The sequence below is a fragment of the Flavobacterium psychrophilum genome (genome assembly GCA_001708385.1).
In the GTDB taxonomy this organism is placed as follows: Bacteria; Bacteroidota; Bacteroidia; order Flavobacteriales; family Flavobacteriaceae; genus Flavobacterium; species Flavobacterium psychrophilum_A.
In genome coordinates this window covers 38,739-58,015 of record CP012388.1, presented here as the reverse complement: position 1 = coordinate 58,015, position 19,277 = coordinate 38,739, and the positions used below count along the sequence as shown (strand labels likewise).

General features: G+C 39.3%; 18 protein-coding genes and 1 pseudogene. 9 read left to right on the top strand and 10 right to left on the bottom strand.

All coding sequences use genetic code 11. The features are described from left to right. Positions 1 to 184 precede the first annotated feature (184 nt). Entirely contained in the window at positions 185 to 1,084 is a 900-nt protein-coding gene (locus ALW18_00310; GenBank protein AOE51093.1) for a transcriptional regulator, read from the top strand. A 118-nt stretch (positions 1,085 to 1,202) separates the two neighbouring features. Here the strand turns inward: ALW18_00310 and ALW18_00305 are convergent, their stop codons facing one another. Together ALW18_00305 and ALW18_00300 are read right to left on the bottom strand one after the other, a co-directional pair. Beyond that, positions 1,203 to 1,427, bottom strand: coding sequence for a hypothetical protein (locus ALW18_00305; protein ID AOE51092.1), 225 nt, complete (start codon positions 1,425 to 1,427; stop codon positions 1,203 to 1,205). 65 nt (positions 1,428 to 1,492) lie between these two features. Further along, on the bottom strand, positions 1,493 to 1,708 hold the full coding sequence (locus ALW18_00300; GenBank protein AOE51091.1) for a hypothetical protein: 216 nt from the start codon (positions 1,706 to 1,708) through the stop codon (positions 1,493 to 1,495). 326 nt (positions 1,709 to 2,034) lie between these two features. On the opposite strand from ALW18_00300, the gene ALW18_00295 reads away from it, so the two are divergent. The 5 genes from ALW18_00295 to ALW18_00275 all read left to right on the top strand — a co-directional run bounded on the left by ALW18_00295 (position 2,035) and on the right by ALW18_00275 (position 5,233). Then, positions 2,035 to 2,973 (top strand): diguanylate cyclase, encoded by a 939-nt coding sequence (locus ALW18_00295; protein ID AOE51090.1) that lies wholly within the window; start codon positions 2,035 to 2,037, stop codon positions 2,971 to 2,973. A gap of 15 nt (positions 2,974 to 2,988) precedes the next feature. Next, a complete protein-coding gene (locus tag ALW18_00290) occupies positions 2,989 to 3,618 on the top strand; it encodes a hypothetical protein (GenBank protein ID AOE51089.1) in 630 nt (209 codons plus the stop codon). After that, the gene (locus ALW18_00285) at positions 3,618 to 3,977 is read left to right on the top strand and encodes a hypothetical protein (protein ID AOE51088.1); all 360 of its coding nucleotides are present in this window, start codon (positions 3,618 to 3,620) and stop codon (positions 3,975 to 3,977) included. The genes ALW18_00290 and ALW18_00285 overlap by 1 nt, the downstream gene beginning before the upstream one ends. A 73-nt stretch (positions 3,978 to 4,050) precedes the next feature. Beyond that, complete coding sequence (locus ALW18_00280; GenBank protein ID AOE51087.1) at positions 4,051 to 4,947, top strand: pirin; 897 nt, start codon at positions 4,051 to 4,053, stop codon at positions 4,945 to 4,947. 7 nt (positions 4,948 to 4,954) lie between these two features. Next, positions 4,955 to 5,233, top strand: coding sequence for a GNAT family acetyltransferase (locus tag ALW18_00275; GenBank protein AOE51086.1), 279 nt, complete (start codon positions 4,955 to 4,957; stop codon positions 5,231 to 5,233). Positions 5,234 to 5,343: 110 nt separating this feature from the next. Here the strand turns inward: ALW18_00275 and ALW18_00270 are convergent, their stop codons facing one another. From ALW18_00270 to ALW18_00260, 3 genes are read right to left on the bottom strand one after another with little or no spacing between them, the layout of a single operon-like run. Continuing rightward, positions 5,344 to 6,390 carry a hydroxyacid dehydrogenase gene (locus ALW18_00270; protein AOE51085.1) on the bottom strand — a complete coding sequence of 349 codons (1,047 nt, stop codon included), beginning with the start codon at positions 6,388 to 6,390 and terminating at the stop codon, positions 5,344 to 5,346. Positions 6,391 to 6,416: 26 nt separating this feature from the next. Beyond that, positions 6,417 to 7,142 carry a LytTR family transcriptional regulator gene (locus tag ALW18_00265; GenBank protein ID AOE51084.1) on the bottom strand — a complete coding sequence of 242 codons (726 nt, stop codon included), beginning with the start codon at positions 7,140 to 7,142 and terminating at the stop codon, positions 6,417 to 6,419. Continuing rightward, positions 7,126 to 8,166: a histidine kinase gene (locus ALW18_00260; GenBank protein ID AOE51083.1), complete on the bottom strand. Its 1,041-nt coding sequence runs from the start codon at positions 8,164 to 8,166 to the stop codon at positions 7,126 to 7,128. The genes ALW18_00265 and ALW18_00260 overlap by 17 nt, the downstream gene beginning before the upstream one ends. Before the next feature lie 192 nt (positions 8,167 to 8,358). Between ALW18_00260 and ALW18_00255 the strand changes: the two genes are divergently transcribed. From ALW18_00255 to ALW18_00245, 3 genes are read left to right on the top strand one after another with little or no spacing between them, the layout of a single operon-like run. Next, the gene (locus ALW18_00255; GenBank protein AOE51082.1) at positions 8,359 to 9,747 is read left to right on the top strand and encodes a transporter; all 1,389 of its coding nucleotides are present in this window, start codon (positions 8,359 to 8,361) and stop codon (positions 9,745 to 9,747) included. Positions 9,748 to 9,759: 12 nt separating this feature from the next. Continuing rightward, on the top strand, positions 9,760 to 12,978 hold the full coding sequence (locus ALW18_00250) for an acriflavin resistance protein (protein AOE51081.1): 3,219 nt from the start codon (positions 9,760 to 9,762) through the stop codon (positions 12,976 to 12,978). Between the two features lies 1 nt (position 12,979). Then, positions 12,980 to 14,062, top strand: a complete 1,083-nt coding sequence (locus ALW18_00245; GenBank protein AOE51080.1) for an RND transporter — start codon at positions 12,980 to 12,982, stop codon at positions 14,060 to 14,062. Positions 14,063 to 14,134: 72 nt separating this feature from the next. Here the strand turns inward: ALW18_00245 and ALW18_00240 are convergent. The 5 genes and pseudogenes from ALW18_00240 to ALW18_00220 form a co-directional block, all read right to left on the bottom strand. Further along, positions 14,135 to 14,785 (bottom strand): annotated as a pseudogene (locus tag ALW18_00240) (flagellar motor protein MotB). 161 nt (positions 14,786 to 14,946) lie between these two features. Next, entirely contained in the window at positions 14,947 to 15,330 is a 384-nt protein-coding gene (locus tag ALW18_00235; protein ID AOE51079.1) for a hypothetical protein, read from the bottom strand. Positions 15,331 to 15,341: 11 nt separating this feature from the next. Further along, the gene (locus tag ALW18_00230; protein ID AOE51078.1) at positions 15,342 to 17,615 is read right to left on the bottom strand and encodes a transporter; all 2,274 of its coding nucleotides are present in this window, start codon (positions 17,613 to 17,615) and stop codon (positions 15,342 to 15,344) included. A gap of 214 nt (positions 17,616 to 17,829) precedes the next feature. After that, positions 17,830 to 18,549, bottom strand: coding sequence for a histidine kinase (locus tag ALW18_00225; protein ID AOE51077.1), 720 nt, complete (start codon positions 18,547 to 18,549; stop codon positions 17,830 to 17,832). After that, on the bottom strand, positions 18,518 to 19,264 hold the full coding sequence (locus tag ALW18_00220; GenBank protein AOE51076.1) for a histidine kinase: 747 nt from the start codon (positions 19,262 to 19,264) through the stop codon (positions 18,518 to 18,520). Before ALW18_00220 ends, ALW18_00225 begins: the two co-directional genes overlap by 32 nt. Between the last annotated feature and the right edge of the window lie 13 nt (positions 19,265 to 19,277).

The window sequence follows — 19,277 nt, the reverse complement described above, 5'->3', positions numbered from 1 at the left end:
ACTTGGTATTACCCGCATCAAACTATTGATTGTGATTTTCAAACAATAGAAATCGGGCTATAACGACTAAAATTGTTTGAATTTTACAATTTTTACTTTTCTTTTTACATAACTTTATAGTTGGTATCAAACTACTTTTGTAAAGTAAAATAACCATCAATTGTATCCTAAAACATTATAAATCATGGCAAAGACAGAAACACTTGAAGATTTATACAAGCAGAAATTTAACTGGATGCCCGAGGGCCTGCAAAAAGACCTTGGTCACTTTAATGTTTTCAGGCATGAAGACTGTATGGGTCCGGGAAAAGAACCTGTAAAATATACCCGAAGGGACTATTATAAGATTGCCCTGATACGCGGTCACTATATATATCATTACGCAGATAAGAGTTTTGAAGTAAACGGCACTACCCTGTTGTTTTTTAATCCTACTGTACCTTACACTTTTGAAGCTATTACTCCCGATACAACAGGCTTTTTCTGTATTTTTAAAGATGCTTTTTTCAGTGAGCACATGCGAGGCAGCCTGAAAGACCTGCCTATGTATATGCCTGGAGCAAGTCCGGCCTACGTACTGGATGTTGAAAATGACGAATATGTCACTAATGTATTTACTAAAATGATTGATGAAATGAAGGGCGACTACCAGTTTAAGTTCGACCTGATACGCAATTATATTATGGAGATGGTACATTATGCGATAAAAATGCGCCCAAGTGAAACACTATATGCTCACGTAGATGCCAATACACGAATTACATCTGTATTTACAGAGTTGTTAGAAAGACAATTCCCTATAGAATCGCCGTCTCAGCAGTTTTCACTACGAAGCGCAAAAGATTTTGCCGGACAACTTAATGTGCATGTTAACCACCTTAACCGTGCTATTAAGCTTACCACGGGTAAAACAACATCAGATCATATATTCGAACGGCTGTTAAGCGAAGCAAAAGCACTACTTAAGCATACCGACTGGAATATCTCTGAAATAAGCTATGCGTTAGGTTTTGACGAGTCTGCGCATTTTAACCACTTCTTTAAGAAGTTCACCAATGCTACACCATCATCATTTAGAAGTTAACACCATATACTTTCTTTAGGTATAGATTTAAAAATAAAAAAGGACGGCTCTGTATAGAGTCGTCCTTTCTTCATTATAATAATTGACGGCCTGCCACGCAAACGCCGCAGGAGTATTGTTACGGTTTTTTAACCAAAACTGTATCGGTAGTTACCGAGATAGTGTCTTTAGCACCATTTTCATCTACCTCAACATCTGTTGTAGTTAAAGTATCTTCAGCTGTAGTTGCGTCAACTTCAGTAGTAGTTGTTGTTTCGGTGGTTTCTTTTTTGCAAGATGTAAGGCTTAATGCGCCCGTAAGCACAGCAACCATAAGTATGCTCTTTAAAAATGTAACTTTCATAATATACTGTTTTAAGTGTTTAACTTTATTGCATAAAAAAAGGCAGCTTAAAGCTGCCTTAATCATTAGTTTGCTGTCTTAGTAGTATCAGTTACTGTAGTATCGTTAGCAGTACCTGGTGCATCTACTTCAGTTTCAGTTGTAGTTACTGTAGAATCAGCATCTACTGTAGTTTCTGTTTCTGTTGTAGTTTCTGTTTCTTTGTCTTTACATGATGTAAGGCTAAGACCTCCAACAAGTACAGCAGCCATAAGCGTGCTTCTTAAAAACGTGATTTTCATGATGTTTTCCTATTAAATGATTAGTGATAAGGTCAAATATAGACATTTTCAACTTCAAAAATCTTAATGATATATTAAAAAATGAAAGTTGGCTGCGTTTTCGGGTGATATTATCCACAGAAGCACGAAGCAACCTATAAATTTACGATATATCGTATTCCCGTTCTGATACCGATATTTTCTAATACCTGAAAACAAAGGCGGTACTATAAAAGGCATACCTATTGCCTGTTTGCTAACGGCTGTTTTACTTTCTTGTCCCAGTTCAATGCACGGGTTAGTACACTACAGTAATTTTACAGTATCAAATTAAAACATATATAATCATGGAAAATAAAATTTTAGGCATCCACCATATTACTGCTATTGCAGGAGATGCTAAACGCAACTTCAACTTTTACGCTAACATATTAGGTTTACGCTTCATTAAAAAAACAGTAAACTTTGACGATCCCGGAACATATCACTTCTACTTTGGTGACGAAATTGGTAGTGCAGGCACTATACTTACTTTCTTCCCGTGGGGCGAAGGCATCCCACAAGGGCGCAAAGGTACAGGTATGGCAACAGAGATTGGCTATTCTGTACCTAAAGGAAGCCTTGAATTCTGGATTGAGCGTTTCGAAAAATACAATGTTATTTACAACAAACCGGCAGAAAAATTTGGAGAAAGATATTTAACCTTCCTTGATCCGGACGGACTTAAATTAGAGTTAATCGAACAAAATACCGAAGACACCCGTAAACCCTGGGAAACTGACGAGGTTAAAGCGGCCCATGCAACAAGAGGTTTTCATAATGTAACGCTTACACTTAACAGTATTACAGGAACTGCTGCTGTACTTACCGATATTTTTGGTTACAAATTAGTTGGGCAGGAAAGTAACCGTTACCGTTATGCTACCGATGCTATCGATCAGGCTTCTATTGTAGACTTAGTTGAGCTTCCGGCAGAAAAACATGGGCATGTAGCCAATGGTACAGTACACCACGTTGCCTTTAGGGTTTTAAATGATGAAATACTAATGCATTTCCGTGAAAAAGTAGCTGAGAAAAACCTCAACATTACACCACAAATAGACAGACAGTATTTCCACTCACTATACTTTAGGGAACCGGGAGGTGTATTATTTGAAATTGCTACCGATAACCCGGGCTTTACAATTGACGAGACCCTTGAAGATCTTGGTAAAGGCCTTAAACTACCTGCGCAATACGAATCAAGACGTGCAGATATCGAAGCCCATTTAGTACCTATTAATTAATTCAAAAATAAGATTATGGAATTTCAGCCATTAACATATATATACAAAGCATCGGGTCAGCCCGGTGCTTATACCCTATTATTGCTTCACGGTACAGGTGGTGATGAAAATGATTTGGTACCACTGGCAGCAAATTTTGGCGATACGCTAAACCTGTTAAGTGTTCGTGGTAATGTAAGCGAAAACGGTATGCCACGTTTCTTTAAGCGTTTAGGCATGGGCGTTTTTGACGAACAGGATCTTGATTTTAGAACCGATGAACTGGTTGCGTTTGTAAAAGCCGCAGCAGTAGAAAAAGGTTTCGACAGTACAAAGGTTATTGCCCTGGGATACTCTAACGGAGCCAATATTGCGGGTGCTGCATTGGTTAAATACCCTTCATTTTTGGCAGGCGCTGTATTATATCGCCCTATGCAACCTTTTAAAGCGATTACGATTCCGGCTGTTAAAGCCGATAATGTTCCTGTATTTTTTAGCTCGGGAAAGGCAGACCCCACTATAGCTCCTACAGCTACTCCTAAATACGTAGACACTTTAAAAGAACTTGGTTATAATGTCGCCTTTCACAATTTACCAACAGGACACAATCTTACAAGAGAAGACCTTGAATTGTCTGTTCAATGGTTTGCCAATCATTTTGCATAATGGAAAGCTTTACGGTAACCAGGGTTTACAGTGACATTAACGGACACAGTCACTTTAAAGATCTAAATATCCCGCTGAACGATAACGGAGAAATCGGTTTTCTTTCAGAAGCACAAAAAGCGGGTACGGTTATATTCAGGAAAGTAACAGCCGGCTATGATTACGATTTTCATAATGCACCCACCAGGCAGTATATAATTCTGATGGACGGTGCTATTGAAATTGAAACATCTCTTGGCGATAAACGCACCTTTAACGCCGGGCAGGTTTTACTGGTAGAAGATACTACAGGCAAAGGCCATCGCACTAAAAATGTAAACGATGCTGTAAGATCATATATATTTATAACGCTGGATTAGACTGTTCTTTTAAAACTAAGGCTTTTTATCGGTTAGAAATTATTAAATTTACGTATCTAACAAACACACAACTATGTCAAATATCGGCTTAATTTTAGAAGAACGTCCCAGCGATATTGGTAATTTTCTGGTTGGCAGATTATTGCCTTTCAGGGAAAAAAGAACCGTAGGCCCTTTCGCTTTTATAGACCACATGGGCCCTGCCCTGTTAAGCGACCATGAAAACCTCGACGTTGGCCCACATCCCCATATTGGGCTTTCTACCCTTACCTACCTGTTTGAAGGCAGCATAATGCACCGCGACAGTCTTGGCACAGAAGTAGAAATTAAACCCGGACAGGTTAATTGGATGACATCTGGCAAGGGGATTGTACACTCAGAACGTACACCCGATTACCTTCGCCATTCGGATAAATCACTTCATGGGTTGCAGATATGGGTTGCATTACCTAAACATCTGGAGCAAATGGAACCATCTTTCGCACATATTGAAGAGAACGGACTTCCTACGTGGAAAATAGGCAATGTTGAAGCAAAGCTTATTGCAGGTGAGGCTTTCGGTAAAAAATCGGATGTGCCGGTGTATAGTCCACTTTACTTTATAGAACTTAAAACTACAACCAGGGAGAAACTTCAGATCGGCAAGGACCTATATGGAGAAAGCGGACTTTATATTTTAGAAGGCAGTATTGAAAGCGATGGCAATACATTTGAGCCAAAGCAACTACTTGTAGCTAAAGATGCTTCACTTTGTGAATTTACAATGAACGAAAACACAACAGTGTATATTTTTGGTGGCGACGCTTTTCCTGAACCACGGCATATTTACTGGAACTTTGTGGCTTCTACCCCGGAACTGATTGAAGATGCAAAAGAACGATGGGTTGCACAAACATTCCCTAAGATACCGGGAGAAACCGGTTTTGTACCCTTACCTCCGCAGAACACTAATTTCAAAATAAAAAAATAACCAATCAATGGAAATAAAACATTCAGACGACGGTGCTAAAGGTTACTTCGCTGCGAAAGAGGGCGATATAAAAGCCGGCTTAATGACCTATGTATGGGCAGGAAAAGATAAGTTCATTATAGATCATACCGAAGGAAACCCTGACTTTAAGGGTATTGGCAGAAAACTATTGGATGCCGCGGTAACTTATGCCCGCGAAAACAACAAGCAGATAATTCCACTTTGCCCTTTCGCTAAAAAAATGTTCGATAAGACACCCGAAATTCACGACGTGCTTTCAGCATAATAAATGCTTAAATTAAGTCATTTATCACATAAAAAAGGGCAACCATAATGGTTGCCCTTTTTAAAAGGTTTCAGAAAAGTATATAACCTTTGCGGCCTTCTCCTTATCCTTTATTTCAATGAAGCCATGTCAATTACAAACCTGTACTTAACATCGCTTTTATTCATACGTTCGTACGCTTCGTTAATGTAGTTCATGTCTATAACTTCTACATCAGAAGTAATGTTATGTTCTGCGCAGTAATCAAGCATTTCCTGTGTTTCTTTAATACCTCCGATAAGACTTCCCATAATAGCTCTTCTCTTAAATATAAGCGTGAATGCCTGTAATGGTTCGCCAGCCGGCGGAGCACCAACAATTACCATAGTACCGTTTTTCCTTAACAGATTAAGGTACGTATTGTAATCATGCTTAGCTGAAACAGTATTGATAATGAAATCAAAGCTATTTGCTAACGATTCCATTGTTGCAGGATCAGTAGTAAGTGCAAAGTTGTGAGCTCCTAACGCTTTTGCATCTGCCTCTTTAGATGGCGACGTACTAAGCATAGTAACTTCCGCACCAAAAGACGCTGCAAATTTAACAGCCATGTGGCCTAAACCACCAAGTCCTAACACAGCAACTTTATGCCCTTTACCAACTTTAAGATAACGTAGTGGCGAGTATGTAGTAATACCGGCACATAACAATGGTGCAACACCTTTAAGGTCAAGTTTTTCAGAAACATGCAGTACATAATCCTGATCTACAGTAATAGTAGTAGAATACCCGCCATAAGTAGGTGTAGTTGTACCACGCTCATAGCTGTTGTATGTACCTGTCATACCCTCTTCGCAGAATTGCTCTTCGCCTTCAAGGCAGCTTGAACATTTACGGCAAGAGTCAACAAAACACCCTACTCCGGCAAGTTCGCCTTCAGTAAATTTAGCTACGTTCTCTCCTTTTTTTACAATTCGTCCTACGATTTCGTGACCCGGTACAAGCGGGTATATAGCAGGCCCCCAGTCACCTTTAGCAGTGTGGATATCTGAATGGCAAACACCACTGTATAATATCTCTATCTGTACCTGGTTAGGGCCAACTTCTTTACGTTCAAATTCAAATGGCTTTAGAGGCGTTTCCGCGTCATAAGCTGCAAAAGCTTTTACCTGAGTCATTCTTCTTTTGTTTTGGGTTAATTTATTTAGTTTCTAATCAAGTGTTTCAATTTTTCGCCCAGTTCCCGGCGGTAGGTAATGCCTATAGGTATAGGGTTACGTTTTATAACCACATGGTCTTTCATTACCTCATCTACTTTATCAAGCGCAATAATATATGATTTATGTGCTCTCATAAACTGAGACGATGGCAACATTTTTTCCAGGTCGTTTGTTGTTACTGTAGCAAGATAATTACGCTTTTGAGTAAATATCTTTACATAATTACCATAGCTTTGGGCATACAGTATAGAGTTTGTTTCAATACCAATAGTATCACTATCAACCTTTACATGTATAGTTCCGTTTACAACTTCCTCTTTAGGATCTTCTTGCTCTACATCGGTACCTTCCATTTCAAAAAAGCGGTCTACAGCCTTAACAAACCTTGGGTAGAATATCGGTTTAAGCAAATAATCAAGTACTCCGTATTCATAGCTTTCAAGCGCAAATTCGCTATATGCAGTAGTCAATATGGTGCGAGGCGGTTTAGCAAGCTGCTGTAACATCTCTATTCCTGAAATTTCAGGCATATCAATATCAAGAAACATAAGGTCTACCTTATTATTACTAAGGTATTCAAGTGCTTCAACCCCATTATAACCTTCAAACACAAGCTCAAGCAAAGGATTCTGACTTATATAGTTCGCCAGTACATAGTGTGCAGCCGGCTCATCATCGACTATTATACATTTTTTAACGTGCTGGCTCATAACGCTTAAGCTGTAATTGTAAATTTACGGTATAAATATCGGTTTCCTCTATATCCAGTTCATAATTACTGCCGTATTGCAACTTTAATCGCTCGGTAGTGTTCTTAATGCCTATTTTAGTAGATATTACTTCTGTTTTCTTTTCCGGTAGGGAATTCATTACCCTCATTATCATTTTACCATCGGTAACAGTAATATCAACGTCTACAAAACATTTTTCTATGGTACATGTACCATGCTTAAAAGCATTTTCTATAAAGCAGATAAGCAGCATTGGCGGAATCTTATACGCATTCGCACTATCAATTTCGCTGTTAAAGCTAATATTGCAACGGTACCCCACACGTTCTTTTTCAAGCTCTATGTAACTGCTTATAAAGCTAATTTCGTCTTCAAGTGCTACACACTGCCTTTCGTTACTTTCCAGCTGATAGCGCATTAACTGTGATACATGCATGATAAGTTCAGGAGTACGTTCAGGATACTGAAGGCTTATACCGTACAGCGTATTAAAAGTATTAAATAAAAAGTGTGGGTTTAACTGCTCTCTTAATGAGTTTAGCTGCGCCTGATTGTATAATAACTTTTCCTGATCCAGATCTTTACGGTCACGGTAAAATTTAAGTATCATTTCTACCGATAGGATACATATAAGTGTAGCTACTAATGTGGCTGCCTGAAAAATATAGCTTTTCTGTTCTGATGATTTGTATAGGAAACAGTTTTTGTAGATCCACAATGTGGTAACCTCGTACATAACTATCGAAAACACAAATATCAACAGGGCTGTTAGCAGTACATAAAGCAATACCTTATGCTTTTTTATGAGTAACGGCAACAATACGAACCTGTTAAGCTGGGCATGCCCATACAGCATAAGAAAATAGGCACAACCCGACCATATGCCGCGCCATGACTTAATAAGTATCCAGTCGTTAAGCGTAAAAAGTATAAAAGAGAATGCCAGTATAAAAAATTCCTGCCACCATTTATTCTCAATTACATTCTTAAAAAATTTATTCATTCAAATTACATTTCTTACTACAAAGTAAATACATATAACTGTAACTGCGTCGGTTTGCGTGACGAATTGAATTCATCATTTAAAATTACGTGACGAATTGAATTCATCATTTAAAATTGATTTTGCAGGAAACACCATCATAAATTTGTACATAATTTCACAGATCACCTACTATATAATTCACTTATTTCAATGCACTTAAAAAAAGTAACGCTGTTTTTATTGCTCTGCTCACTGAGCGGTTTCAGCCAGACGCGCCTTTCGCTTAAAGAAGCGATAAACACAGGCGTAGCCAATTATGGCGTGGTTAAAGCCAAAGGTAGCTATGCTAAAGCAGCACAGGAAACTGTAAAACAGGCCAGGCGCGATTATTTGCCTAACCTGAATTTATCAGCCCAGCAGGACTACGGTACCGTTAATGGACAAAACGGACCCCTGTATGGTTTTGGGGGGCTTGGGGTAGCTTCTTCGGGACTGCCACTTGCAGAACAAAACTGGAATGCCGCCTTTGGCGCGCTCTACCTGGTTAACATGAACTGGGATTTTTTCACCTTCGGGAGAATGAAACAGCGTATCAACATTGCTAAAGCCGATGCACAAAGGCAACAAAAAGATTTTGAACAGGAACAGTTTCAGCAGAAAGTAAAAATTGCCGGCGCCTACCTTAACCTGCTGGCAAGCCAAAGGTTAGAGAGATCGCAGATTAAAAATCTCGACCGCTCTCAGGTTGTGCTTAATAACGCTGCCGTAAGGGTTAAAAATGGGTTGCTTCCGGGTGTAGATTCTACATTGGCATCTGCCGAAGTATCACGCGCAAAAATTGCCCTTAACCAGATTAAAGAGCAGGTGAAGCTGCAAAATAACAGGCTTGTAGAACTTATGGGTATAGAGCCTACAGATTTCACGGTCGACACAACCTTTGTCGCGTCTGTACCAAAAACAATACTTACAGGTAATAGTCAGGCAGATAGCCTTAACAACCCTGTGCGCCAGTTCTATAAAAGCCGTATAGAAGTAAGCAATAATCAGCTTAGTCTTTTTAAAAGGGAGTACTACCCTACTTTTAGCCTTTTTGGTGTATACCAGACAAGAGGATCGGGCTTTAACAGCGATTATGCTACCAATCAGAATTCGTATACTACAAATTATGCAGACGGTATAAACCCTACCCGCCAAAACTATCTTTTAGGAGTTGGTGTTACCTGGAATCTTACCACGATAGCACGTTCGTCTAAAAAAGTTAGTGCCCAAAAGCTAATATCTCAGGGACTTGAAGAAGAATACAAGGCGGTAGACCTTCAGCTTAAGGCGCAGGAAGATGCTGCCAATGTACGTATGGATTATGCCATGCAAAACTTTAAAGAAGCACCAAGGCAGGTACGTGCGGCACAGCAGGCTTACCTGCAACGCACCACACTTTACAATAATGGTCTTACCAACCTTGTTGATGTTACACAGGCATTATACACGCTTAACCGCGCCGAGACCGACCGCGACATTATTTACACCAATGTATGGCAGGCATTGCTTATGAAAGCTGCCGCAACGGGCGACTTTAATCTTTTTATAAACGAATTTTAATACTATTAAATAATGAATTTAATACGTTTTGCCCTTCGCAAGCCTATTTCCATATTGGTGCTGGTTGCCGGGCTGTTCTTTTTCGGTATAGGTGCGGTTAAGGACATTAAGGTAGATATCCTGCCTAAAATGAACCTGCCCGTTATATACCTTGCCCACCCTTTTGGAGGTTACACTCCCGACCAAATGGAATCTTATTTCGCCAAAAACTACATTAATATTATGTTGTTTGCCAATGGCGTAAAATCTATAGAAACAAAAAATATTCAGGGGCTTACCCTGATGAAGGTTACGTACTATGAAGACACGAACATGGCTCAGGCAGCTGCCGAGTTAAGTGCCCTTTCTAACAGAATACAGGCAGCTTTCCCGCAGGGATCGCAACCGCCGTTCATCATTCGTTTTGATGCTTCGTCTCTTCCTGTCGGGCAATTAGTATTGAGCAGTAAAACGCGGAATAATAACGAACTTCAGGATTTAGCCAACGTTTACGTACGTGCCTCCTTTACCTCTATTCCCGGATTGCTTTCACCACCACCATTTGGAGGAAGTCCCAGGACAATAGAGATTAATGTTGACCCTGCGCAGCTGCGTTCGCATAACCTTACCCCGGACCAGATTGTTGAAGCATTACGAATAAATAACCAGACTGCACCCGCAGGTAACGTGAGGATAGGTGATAAAAACTACCTTACCCCGACCAACAACACCATTAAGGAAGTAAAAGATTTTGAAAAGATACCTTTATTTAAAGGCGGTGTACAAAATCTATCGCTTGGTGACGTAGCAACCGTAAAAGATGGTGCCGATATTACTAACGGTTACGCTCTTGTAAACGGAAAACGTTCGGTTTATGTAAGTATCGCCAAAGCCGGCGACGCCTCAACATGGGATGTAGTTAAGAATCTTAAGGCTAACCTCCCCAAAATACAAAGTACATTGCCCGAAGATGTTAAGATCTCTTATGAGTTTGACCAGTCGGTTTATGTAATCAACTCCGTAAAAAGCTTAATTACAGAAGGTATAATTGGTGCGGTATTAACCGGGCTTATGGTTGTACTTTTCCTAGGCGATAAAAGGGCAGCACTTATAGTAATACTTACTATTCCGATTTCAATTATATCGGGAGTACTGTTCCTTAAATTATTCGGGCAGACAATTAACCTTATGTCCCTGAGTGGACTTGCGCTAGCTATTGGTATCCTTGTAGATGAAAGTACGGTAACTATAGAGAATATTCACCAGCACCTCGACATGGGCAAACCCAAGGCCCTCGCCATATGGGATGCCTGTAAAGAAATCGCATTACCTAAACTATTGATCTTATTATGTATACTAGCAGTATTTGCCCCGGCATTTATTATGACAGGTATACCGGGAGCATTGTTCCTGCCGCTTGCATTAGCAATTGGGTTCTCAATGGTAATATCGTTTCTGCTTTCGCAAACCTTTGTTCCTGTAATGGCCAACTGGCTGATGAAAGCCGAAGGACATGGCAAACACGAACACAGCACCAGCGAAAAAGGTGCGTATTCTGAGAGGGAAGACTATGACGATAACGGAAAAATAGGCCGTTTTGAGCGTTTCAGGATTGGCTTCATGAAAATGATAGACACCTTATTAGTTCGCCGTAAATTTGTTAGCCTAACATACCTTATAGTTATTACAGGGCTTGCCGTTGTAATGATAAATGTTATTGGGCAGGATGTATTTCCAAGGGTAAATTCCAGCCAGTTTCAGTTAAGGATGCGACTTGCCGATGGTACACGTTTAGAGCGTACCGAGGAGAAAGCCCAGGCCGTACTTAAGCAAATTGAAAACCAGGTTGGTAAAGAACATATTGGTATATCATCTGTATATGTGGGTACGCACCCATCATTATTCTCGGTATCGCCAATTTATATGTTCATGGCAGGTCCTCATGAGGCTGTATTTCAGATTGCACTTAAAGACTACCATAATGAAGATATGGATGCCTTTAAAGACGATTTAAGGGCACGTATTAAAAAAAATGTTCCGGGTGTTAGAATATCTTTTGAACCCATAGAACTTACCGATAAAGTATTGAGCCAGGGTTCGCCTACACCAATTGAGATAAGAATTGCAGGTAAAAACAAAAAGCTGAACGAGCAATATGCCAACAAAATAATCACTCAGCTTAAAAAGACAGATTACTTCAGGGATGTACAGATTGCACAATCTATCCACTACCCTGCTTTCAATATTGAGATAGACCGTACAAGAGCTGCACAGTTAGGTGTAGATATGAATGACATTTCACGTTCGCTTATTGCATCTACATCGTCATCCCGTTATACGGAGAAAAATACCTGGATCGATGAGAAAGCAGGACTTTCGTACAATGTTCAGGTACAGGTTCCGCTGGATAAAATGATGACCAAAGAAGAGATCGCTGAAATTCCATTGCTTAAGAATTCGGTTAGGCCGGTACTCGGCGATGTGGCAACCATTACGTTATCTGAAACACACGGTGAAAACGATAACCTTGGTGCTATGCCGTACATATCGGTTACAGCAAATACAGACCACACCAATCTTGGTACAGCATCTAAAGATGTACAGGCAGTAATAAGCGGACTTGGAGAATTGCCACGCGGATTGTTCATAGAACCAATAGGACTTAGCAAAGTACTTAGTGAAACCATGAAAAGCCTTGAATCGGGACTATTGGTGGCTGTTGTAGTTATCTTCCTTATGCTGGCAGCAAACTTCCAGTCGTTTAGGGTATCGCTGGTGGTATTAACCACTGTTCCTGCTGTTGTATTGGGTGCATTGCTTATGTTGCTAATAACAGGCTCTACACTTAACCTTCAGTCGTACATGGGTATTATCATGTCAGTCGGGGTATCTATTGCCAATGCCGTATTATTAATTACCAATGCCGAACAGCTCCGAAAGGTGAACGGCAATGCATTGCAATCGGCACGTGAGGCAGCTTCACTTCGTTTACGACCTATTATTATGACATCGGTAGCGATGATCGCTGGTATGTTGCCAATGGCTATAGGCCACGGTGAAGCAGGCGAACAGGTATCTCCATTAGGGAGGGCTGTTATCGGCGGACTGCTGTTTTCTACCTTTGCCGTACTGATTATCCTTCCGCTTATCTTTGCGTGGGCTCAGGGTAAAGCCACTACACAGTCGGTTTCCCTTGATCCTGAAGATGAAGAAAGTAAATTTTATGCACCACCTACTATAGAACACCAATAAAATGAAAAAACTATTTATACCATCGGCAGTATTGCTAACGGCACTTATACTTAACAGCTGTGGCGAAGAAAAGAAAGCTGCACCTGTAGAAGCCGAACCTGCCATAGAAACATTTGAACTTACAAAAGAAAAACTCTCTTCACAGCTAAGCCTTCCGGCAGAAGTATCGGGCTTCCGCCAGGTAGACCTTTACGCTAAAGTCGCGAGTTACGTAAAAGACCTTAAAGTAGATATCGGCTCTGTTGTAAAAGAAGGACAGCTGCTAATTGAACTTGAAGCACCGGAGATCAGTTCGCAGCTTGCAGCGGCACAATCTAGGCTACATTCTATGGAGGCTGTTTATACCGCAAGTAACGCAACCTATAACCGAATACTTGAAACCAGTAAAGTTGAAGGAACCATATCTAAAAATGATATCGACCTCGCACTATCGCGCAAAAGCTCAGATTATGCACAGCTTCAGGCAGCAAAGGCATCGGTAAGGGAAATTCAGGTAAACCAGGGATACCTTCAGATACGTGCTCCATTTACAGGTGTAGTAACATCGCGTAATGTAAACATTGGTGCCTATGTTGGTCCCGCAGGAAAAGGATCTGACCTGCCGTTACTAACAGTACAGGACCAAAAGAAATTAAGGGTTGCAGTATCGGTACCAGAAATGTATACAGGTTACCTTAAAAATGGAGATGAGATGAGTTTTACAGTTCGCTCATTACCTAATGAAACTTTTAAAGCGAAAATACAGCGTATGTCGGGAGCGTTAGATTTAAGGCTTCGTTCAGAACGTGTAGAAATGGATGTTGTCAATACTAATAACCAACTGCTTCCGGGAATGGTAGCCGAAGTATTGCTACCGTTAAATTCTAAGGAAAGTACGTTTGTGGTGCCGAAATCGGCAATTATAAATACATCTGAAGGTGTATTTGTAATTCGCGTAAAAGGTAATAAAGCAGAACGCGTAGCGGTTAAAAAAGGCCGTGATGCCGATGATAAGACTGAAATATTTGGAGATCTTACACCTAACGAAAAACTGGTTAAACAAGCCAGCGAAGAGTTAAGGGATGGAACAGAAATAAAAAACTAAAGATTTTTTCTAGTAATTTTGTTTGGTTAGCCCCCTGCAAACGTAATGTTTTCAGGGGGCTTTGTATTAGTTTTTAGTTTCCAGGATAGTGATTCTTCCGCTTTCATCGTTAAGCCCAAAAAACTGAATCCAGACTGTTTTGTCTTTTGTTCGTATAACATAAGTCTTTATATGATCCAAAAGATTAAAGTCAATTGAATTACCAAAGCCTTTCGATGTTAGTTCGTCTTTACCTATTCTTTCTACTTCACTATTAGCTACGGTTTCATTATTTACCTGAACCCCGCCTAAAGCTTTAATAGCCTTATCATAACTATTCTCGACAAACACCCTGCTAAATTTCTCAGTATCCGTCTGCATATTTTTTTCAATGGTCTCTTTATAGGCGTTACCTTCTACAGGAATTAATTTACCTTTCACGGCAAAGTACTCTTTGTCGGCGCTTTTAATATGTTTAGGATTTGCTTTCCCCGTCCAAGATGAGCAATAATCATAACAATATCCTTTTGGCGGATCTATAAAAGGAAACTCACCTAATTCGACTTCAGATACAGGTATAGTAGTAATATCAAAATCACCTGATGCACGTGTTATCGTAGTCGATGTCGTTCCAGTTGTAATTGTGTCTTTGGGTTCAGAACGTTGTTCTACCCTAGTTGAATTAGAGTTGCACGATGCCAGAATAATACTTAAGGCTGCCAGCGCGATAATTTTGTTTTTCATATTTATTGGTTGATTGAAATTTGGATTAAAACTATATAAAATGTTGTTATATGACGCTCAACTCTTAAGAGTTAACAAATTTTTATAATCTTTTGGTTCATAAAAAAGGATAGCTTTTGCTATCCTTTACTAACTTGATTAAAATAACTTTATGTAAATTTTTAGATGAATTTATAACCAAGGCCAAACGTCCATATTTGTTTGTCTTTAGTGTCATAGCCATAATAGGGTGTAATAAACATCCAGTTTTTATATTCTATTATTGGCGAAATCGCTAAACGTGGTACTGCTTTTTCATCTGCAATCATTATTGAAGGAAATGCCCCTACTCCAACTTTAAAGCCTTTTGTAAACTTGTATTTAAGGCTCGGTCCTCCTACGTTGATTCCAAAGGTGTCACTACCATAAGACATGGCGATCATACCATCAAAACCTGCTTCAATTTTCTTTTCGGGAGCTGGTGTTACAAAAGGAGTTGTTTCTTGGGCACTCGCGCTAAATACTACTAATAAAACTGCATACAGCATTGCTTTACAACTGTACATATACTGTGCTGTTATTTTTGAATAATTAATAACGATGGCGTATTGTTAAGCCATGTGCTTCTCGACTCAACCAATTTTTTCCAACTGTCCACACTTATGATCATAAGATCCTGCTCCTGAAGGAATTCTTTTTCAAGTGTACGCTGACTAAGCAATTTTATATGGTTTGGCACATTATGCTCAATACTGCGGATAGCCTCCTTCATTTCAGAATTGTTCTTGATCGATCCGTCAGCATCCAGTACGGTAACCTGAGAACCCATATTGCTTATTAGTTTCTGTGCATATTCAATAAGGAAACCATCTGCCTGGTCAAAAATGGTTACAAAAACCCTGTCGGTGGTTTCAAATTCTTTATCAACTAATATACCTACCGGAGCTTCGCTTTTAGATAAAATATGTTGTGTACGCTCATCAAAAGGAGAATTTTCGAAAAGTTTTTCCTTACCTGTAAAAGTGTTTAGTAAACTTTCAGGATTGATTATTCTTGTTGTAAATCCTAATATTTTACCCAGAAGTGTACCTTCAAAAATATTCTGGCCTATACCTATAAGTACAAGGTCAAACTCGCCTTTATTCGCTACTGTAGCTATATCGCTATCAATATCTGTTGACGCTTTAAATAAAGTTGTTACTTTCTGACCCAGTGAATCTGCTTCAGCCAAAACAGGCTTAAAGCTTTCTTTTTCGTATTCTTCAAGGTTAAAAGTATGTATCTCGTTACTTTGAGAAATATGCATAGCAGTTACCATAGCGTTGCCTTTCATCTTTTTAACAAAAGCATTTGCCAATCGTAAAAGCGACTTACCACCGTCGGGATTATCAAACGACACCAATACCTTAAACCTGCTTTCCTGCCTTATCTCCGCCGGAATGTAATTTTTCCTCCTGTTATAAATGTACCCTATCAAGTCGAGTGCAGGCCCCGTCATAAACGTAGTAGCCAGTGCCATGATAACCATCATTGAGAAAATCTCTGTAGAAAGCACACCCAGATCGTAACCTATGTTAAGTACAATAAGCTCCATTAATCCACGGGTATTCATAAGCGCACCAATGGTAAGACTGTCCCGCCAGTTTTGGCCTACGAACCTTGCTGTGATAGCACTCCCTAAGAATTTTCCAATTACCGCAACAGCAATAATAAGTCCACAAACTTTCCATAAATACGGATCGTCAAGCGTACCTATTTGAGTACGAAGTCCTGTAAATACAAAGAACAGCGGTAATAACATTACCTGCGATACATCTTCGACTTTTTCTATAAAGATGCTTCTGAAACGCATATTCTCAGGCATAATAGCACCTGCCATAAACGCCCCGAATAACGCGTGAATACCAATAATTTCTGTAGTGTATGATGAGATAAGAAGTGTAAGGAAGAAGATAGCGATAACCGGTTTCGTGATAGTATCTTTATTTCCATAAAGGTCGCCAATACGTTTTAGGAATGGTTTTACCACCCAAAGCATTAAGAAAACATAGGTTATCGAAAGTCCAATAATATATAGTGAGCTAACAAAAGATCCCGCCTTCACAATAGCAATAACAGCCGCAAGAATACACCATGCTGTAATATCATCGGCAGCTGCACAGGTAATTACCAATGCTCCTATACGGGTACGGTGTAATCCGCGTTCCTGAACAATACGTGCCAGCACGGGGAACGCAGTAATACTCATGGCAATACCTAAAAAGAGCCCAAACGATGCAAATTCAACACCACTTGGTGCGAAATCCTGATAGATAAAGTACGCTAAAATAATACCCAATGTAAAAGGGATTATAATACTCGCATGGCTGATAACGACTGCATCTTTAGCTTTATTTTTAAGGACGCTAAGGTCAAGTTCCATACCTACAACATACATAAAAAGTATAAGACCTATCTGGCTAAGAAACTGAAGGTTTCCTAAAGATGCTGCCGGAAAAAGCAGAGCTGAATATTCCGGGAACATTGTACCTACTAACGATGGGCCTAAAACAATACCGGCAATCATCTCTCCAATTACGGTAGGCTGTCCAATTTTACGGCATATCCACCCAAAGCAGCGTGCCACAAATATAATAGTGATAATCTGCACTAAAAGCAGCGCTAACGGATGTGTAAGGTTATGAAATAGTGAATCTGTAAAATCTTCCCACTGGCCTTTACCCGAAACTTTAGAAACTATGTTCTGGCCTGCTTCAAGGGTTTTGCCATTTTTAAGCGCCCAGTAAATAATAGCAGAGAAAAATGCTATTACCCCGACGTAAAATAAGCTTGTTTTAAATTGTTTAATCATGTGTCTATTGGCTTATCATTTAATGTGCGGCAATATTACACAGAAATAAGCACGTAAACAGCACGCGAATAGTTACGTTATAAGGGTTTTGTAATAAAAGGGATGAATCATGTAATGAAAATTTTCGTTAAAAAGAGTTAAGATAATTTCTAAAAAGATGGAGATGATAGAATTTATACAATAGCTATCAATAAAATATCCTTTAAGACTAACTCTAAGCTTTAACTCGTTTCATAAAATCATTACGGTATATTTCGCTTAGCGGAAATGTGTAATGTCTACCATCGGCATGTACTATATCAGTAGTAATTTCATCGTGGCTATAAAACTGAACGTGCTTAAGTGCTATTATAGCCTTTTTGTTAATACGGCAAAACTGATCATTCGGCAGCAACTCCAGCAGTTTTTCAAAAGAACTGTTTTTTACGGTAATCTTAGAAGCATCATTTAAGAAAAGAATCTTATCGCGGCTATCTACATTAGACGTTACTACACAAAATACTTTCGCGACATTAATAAGCGCTTTACCTTTATCAGTATTCAGTTGAATTTGTTTTACAGCTTCTACAGGCTTACTCATACGGGTAACCACTTTTTGAACCGCCTGCTCCAGACGTTCGCGCTTTACCGGTTTTACCACATAATCTACAGCATCTTTCTCGAAAGCATCTACGGCAAAATTTTTATAAGCTGTAGTAAAAATAATAGCCTTGCCCCTTATTGCATCGGCAACCTGAAGACCGTTAATTCCCGGCATTTCAATGTCTGAAATCAGAAGGTCAAAATCTATAGATTCCCATTCATTAAGCAGTATTTCCGGACTATTGTAAGCCTTAACCACCTCAAGCACGTCTATTTGTTCACAAAGCATTTTCAGGTATGTTAACCCCGGCAGCTCGTCATCAAGCAGTAAGCATCTGATTTTTGTATTCAAGCAGGTTTATTTTTAGTTTGGCAATATAAATATCTTCTTCCACATAACGTTCCAGCTTAAAGCAGGATTTGTAAATAATTTTCAGGCGTTGTTCCAGCGTAGCCGAACCAATACCGCTATGCTCTTTTAAAAACGTTGATTTTGGCGATATCTTATTAGATACCATCATTGAAAAATGACTTTCTTTAAATTCAATCACCATTGATATAAAGGCATCCGAACTTTGCAGATCGGCATGCTTAAAGGCATTTTCAATAAGATCTATCGAAATTAACGGAGCAAGTATTTTCTGTTCATATAACGGATCAAGTTCGTCTATCTTCTTTTTTATGTTGATAGCAAATAACGGACTGATCTTAATTTTATTGATTTCTATAAGATTAAGTGCAAAATCAATTTCTTCACGCGGACTTACAAAGCGGTTCTGGCTTTCGTACAGAATATAATCCAATACGTTTGAAAGTTTATCCATAGCGAAATAGGTCTGGTACGCATGCGACTGGATAGAATTTAATATATTCTTGAACAAATGCGGATTAAGCCTTGATTCGAGTGTTTGGAGCTGAAGCGTATTGGTTTTATTCTCCATCTCTACAAAACGGGTCTCAAGATCTTTTTTAACCTTTTCAGATTTTCGAAGTCTAATGATAACTGACAATAGTATCACAAAGAAAATGACAAGGATAACTGAGAGAATTATAGTTAGTGTTTCCATTTTTGAGTATTGG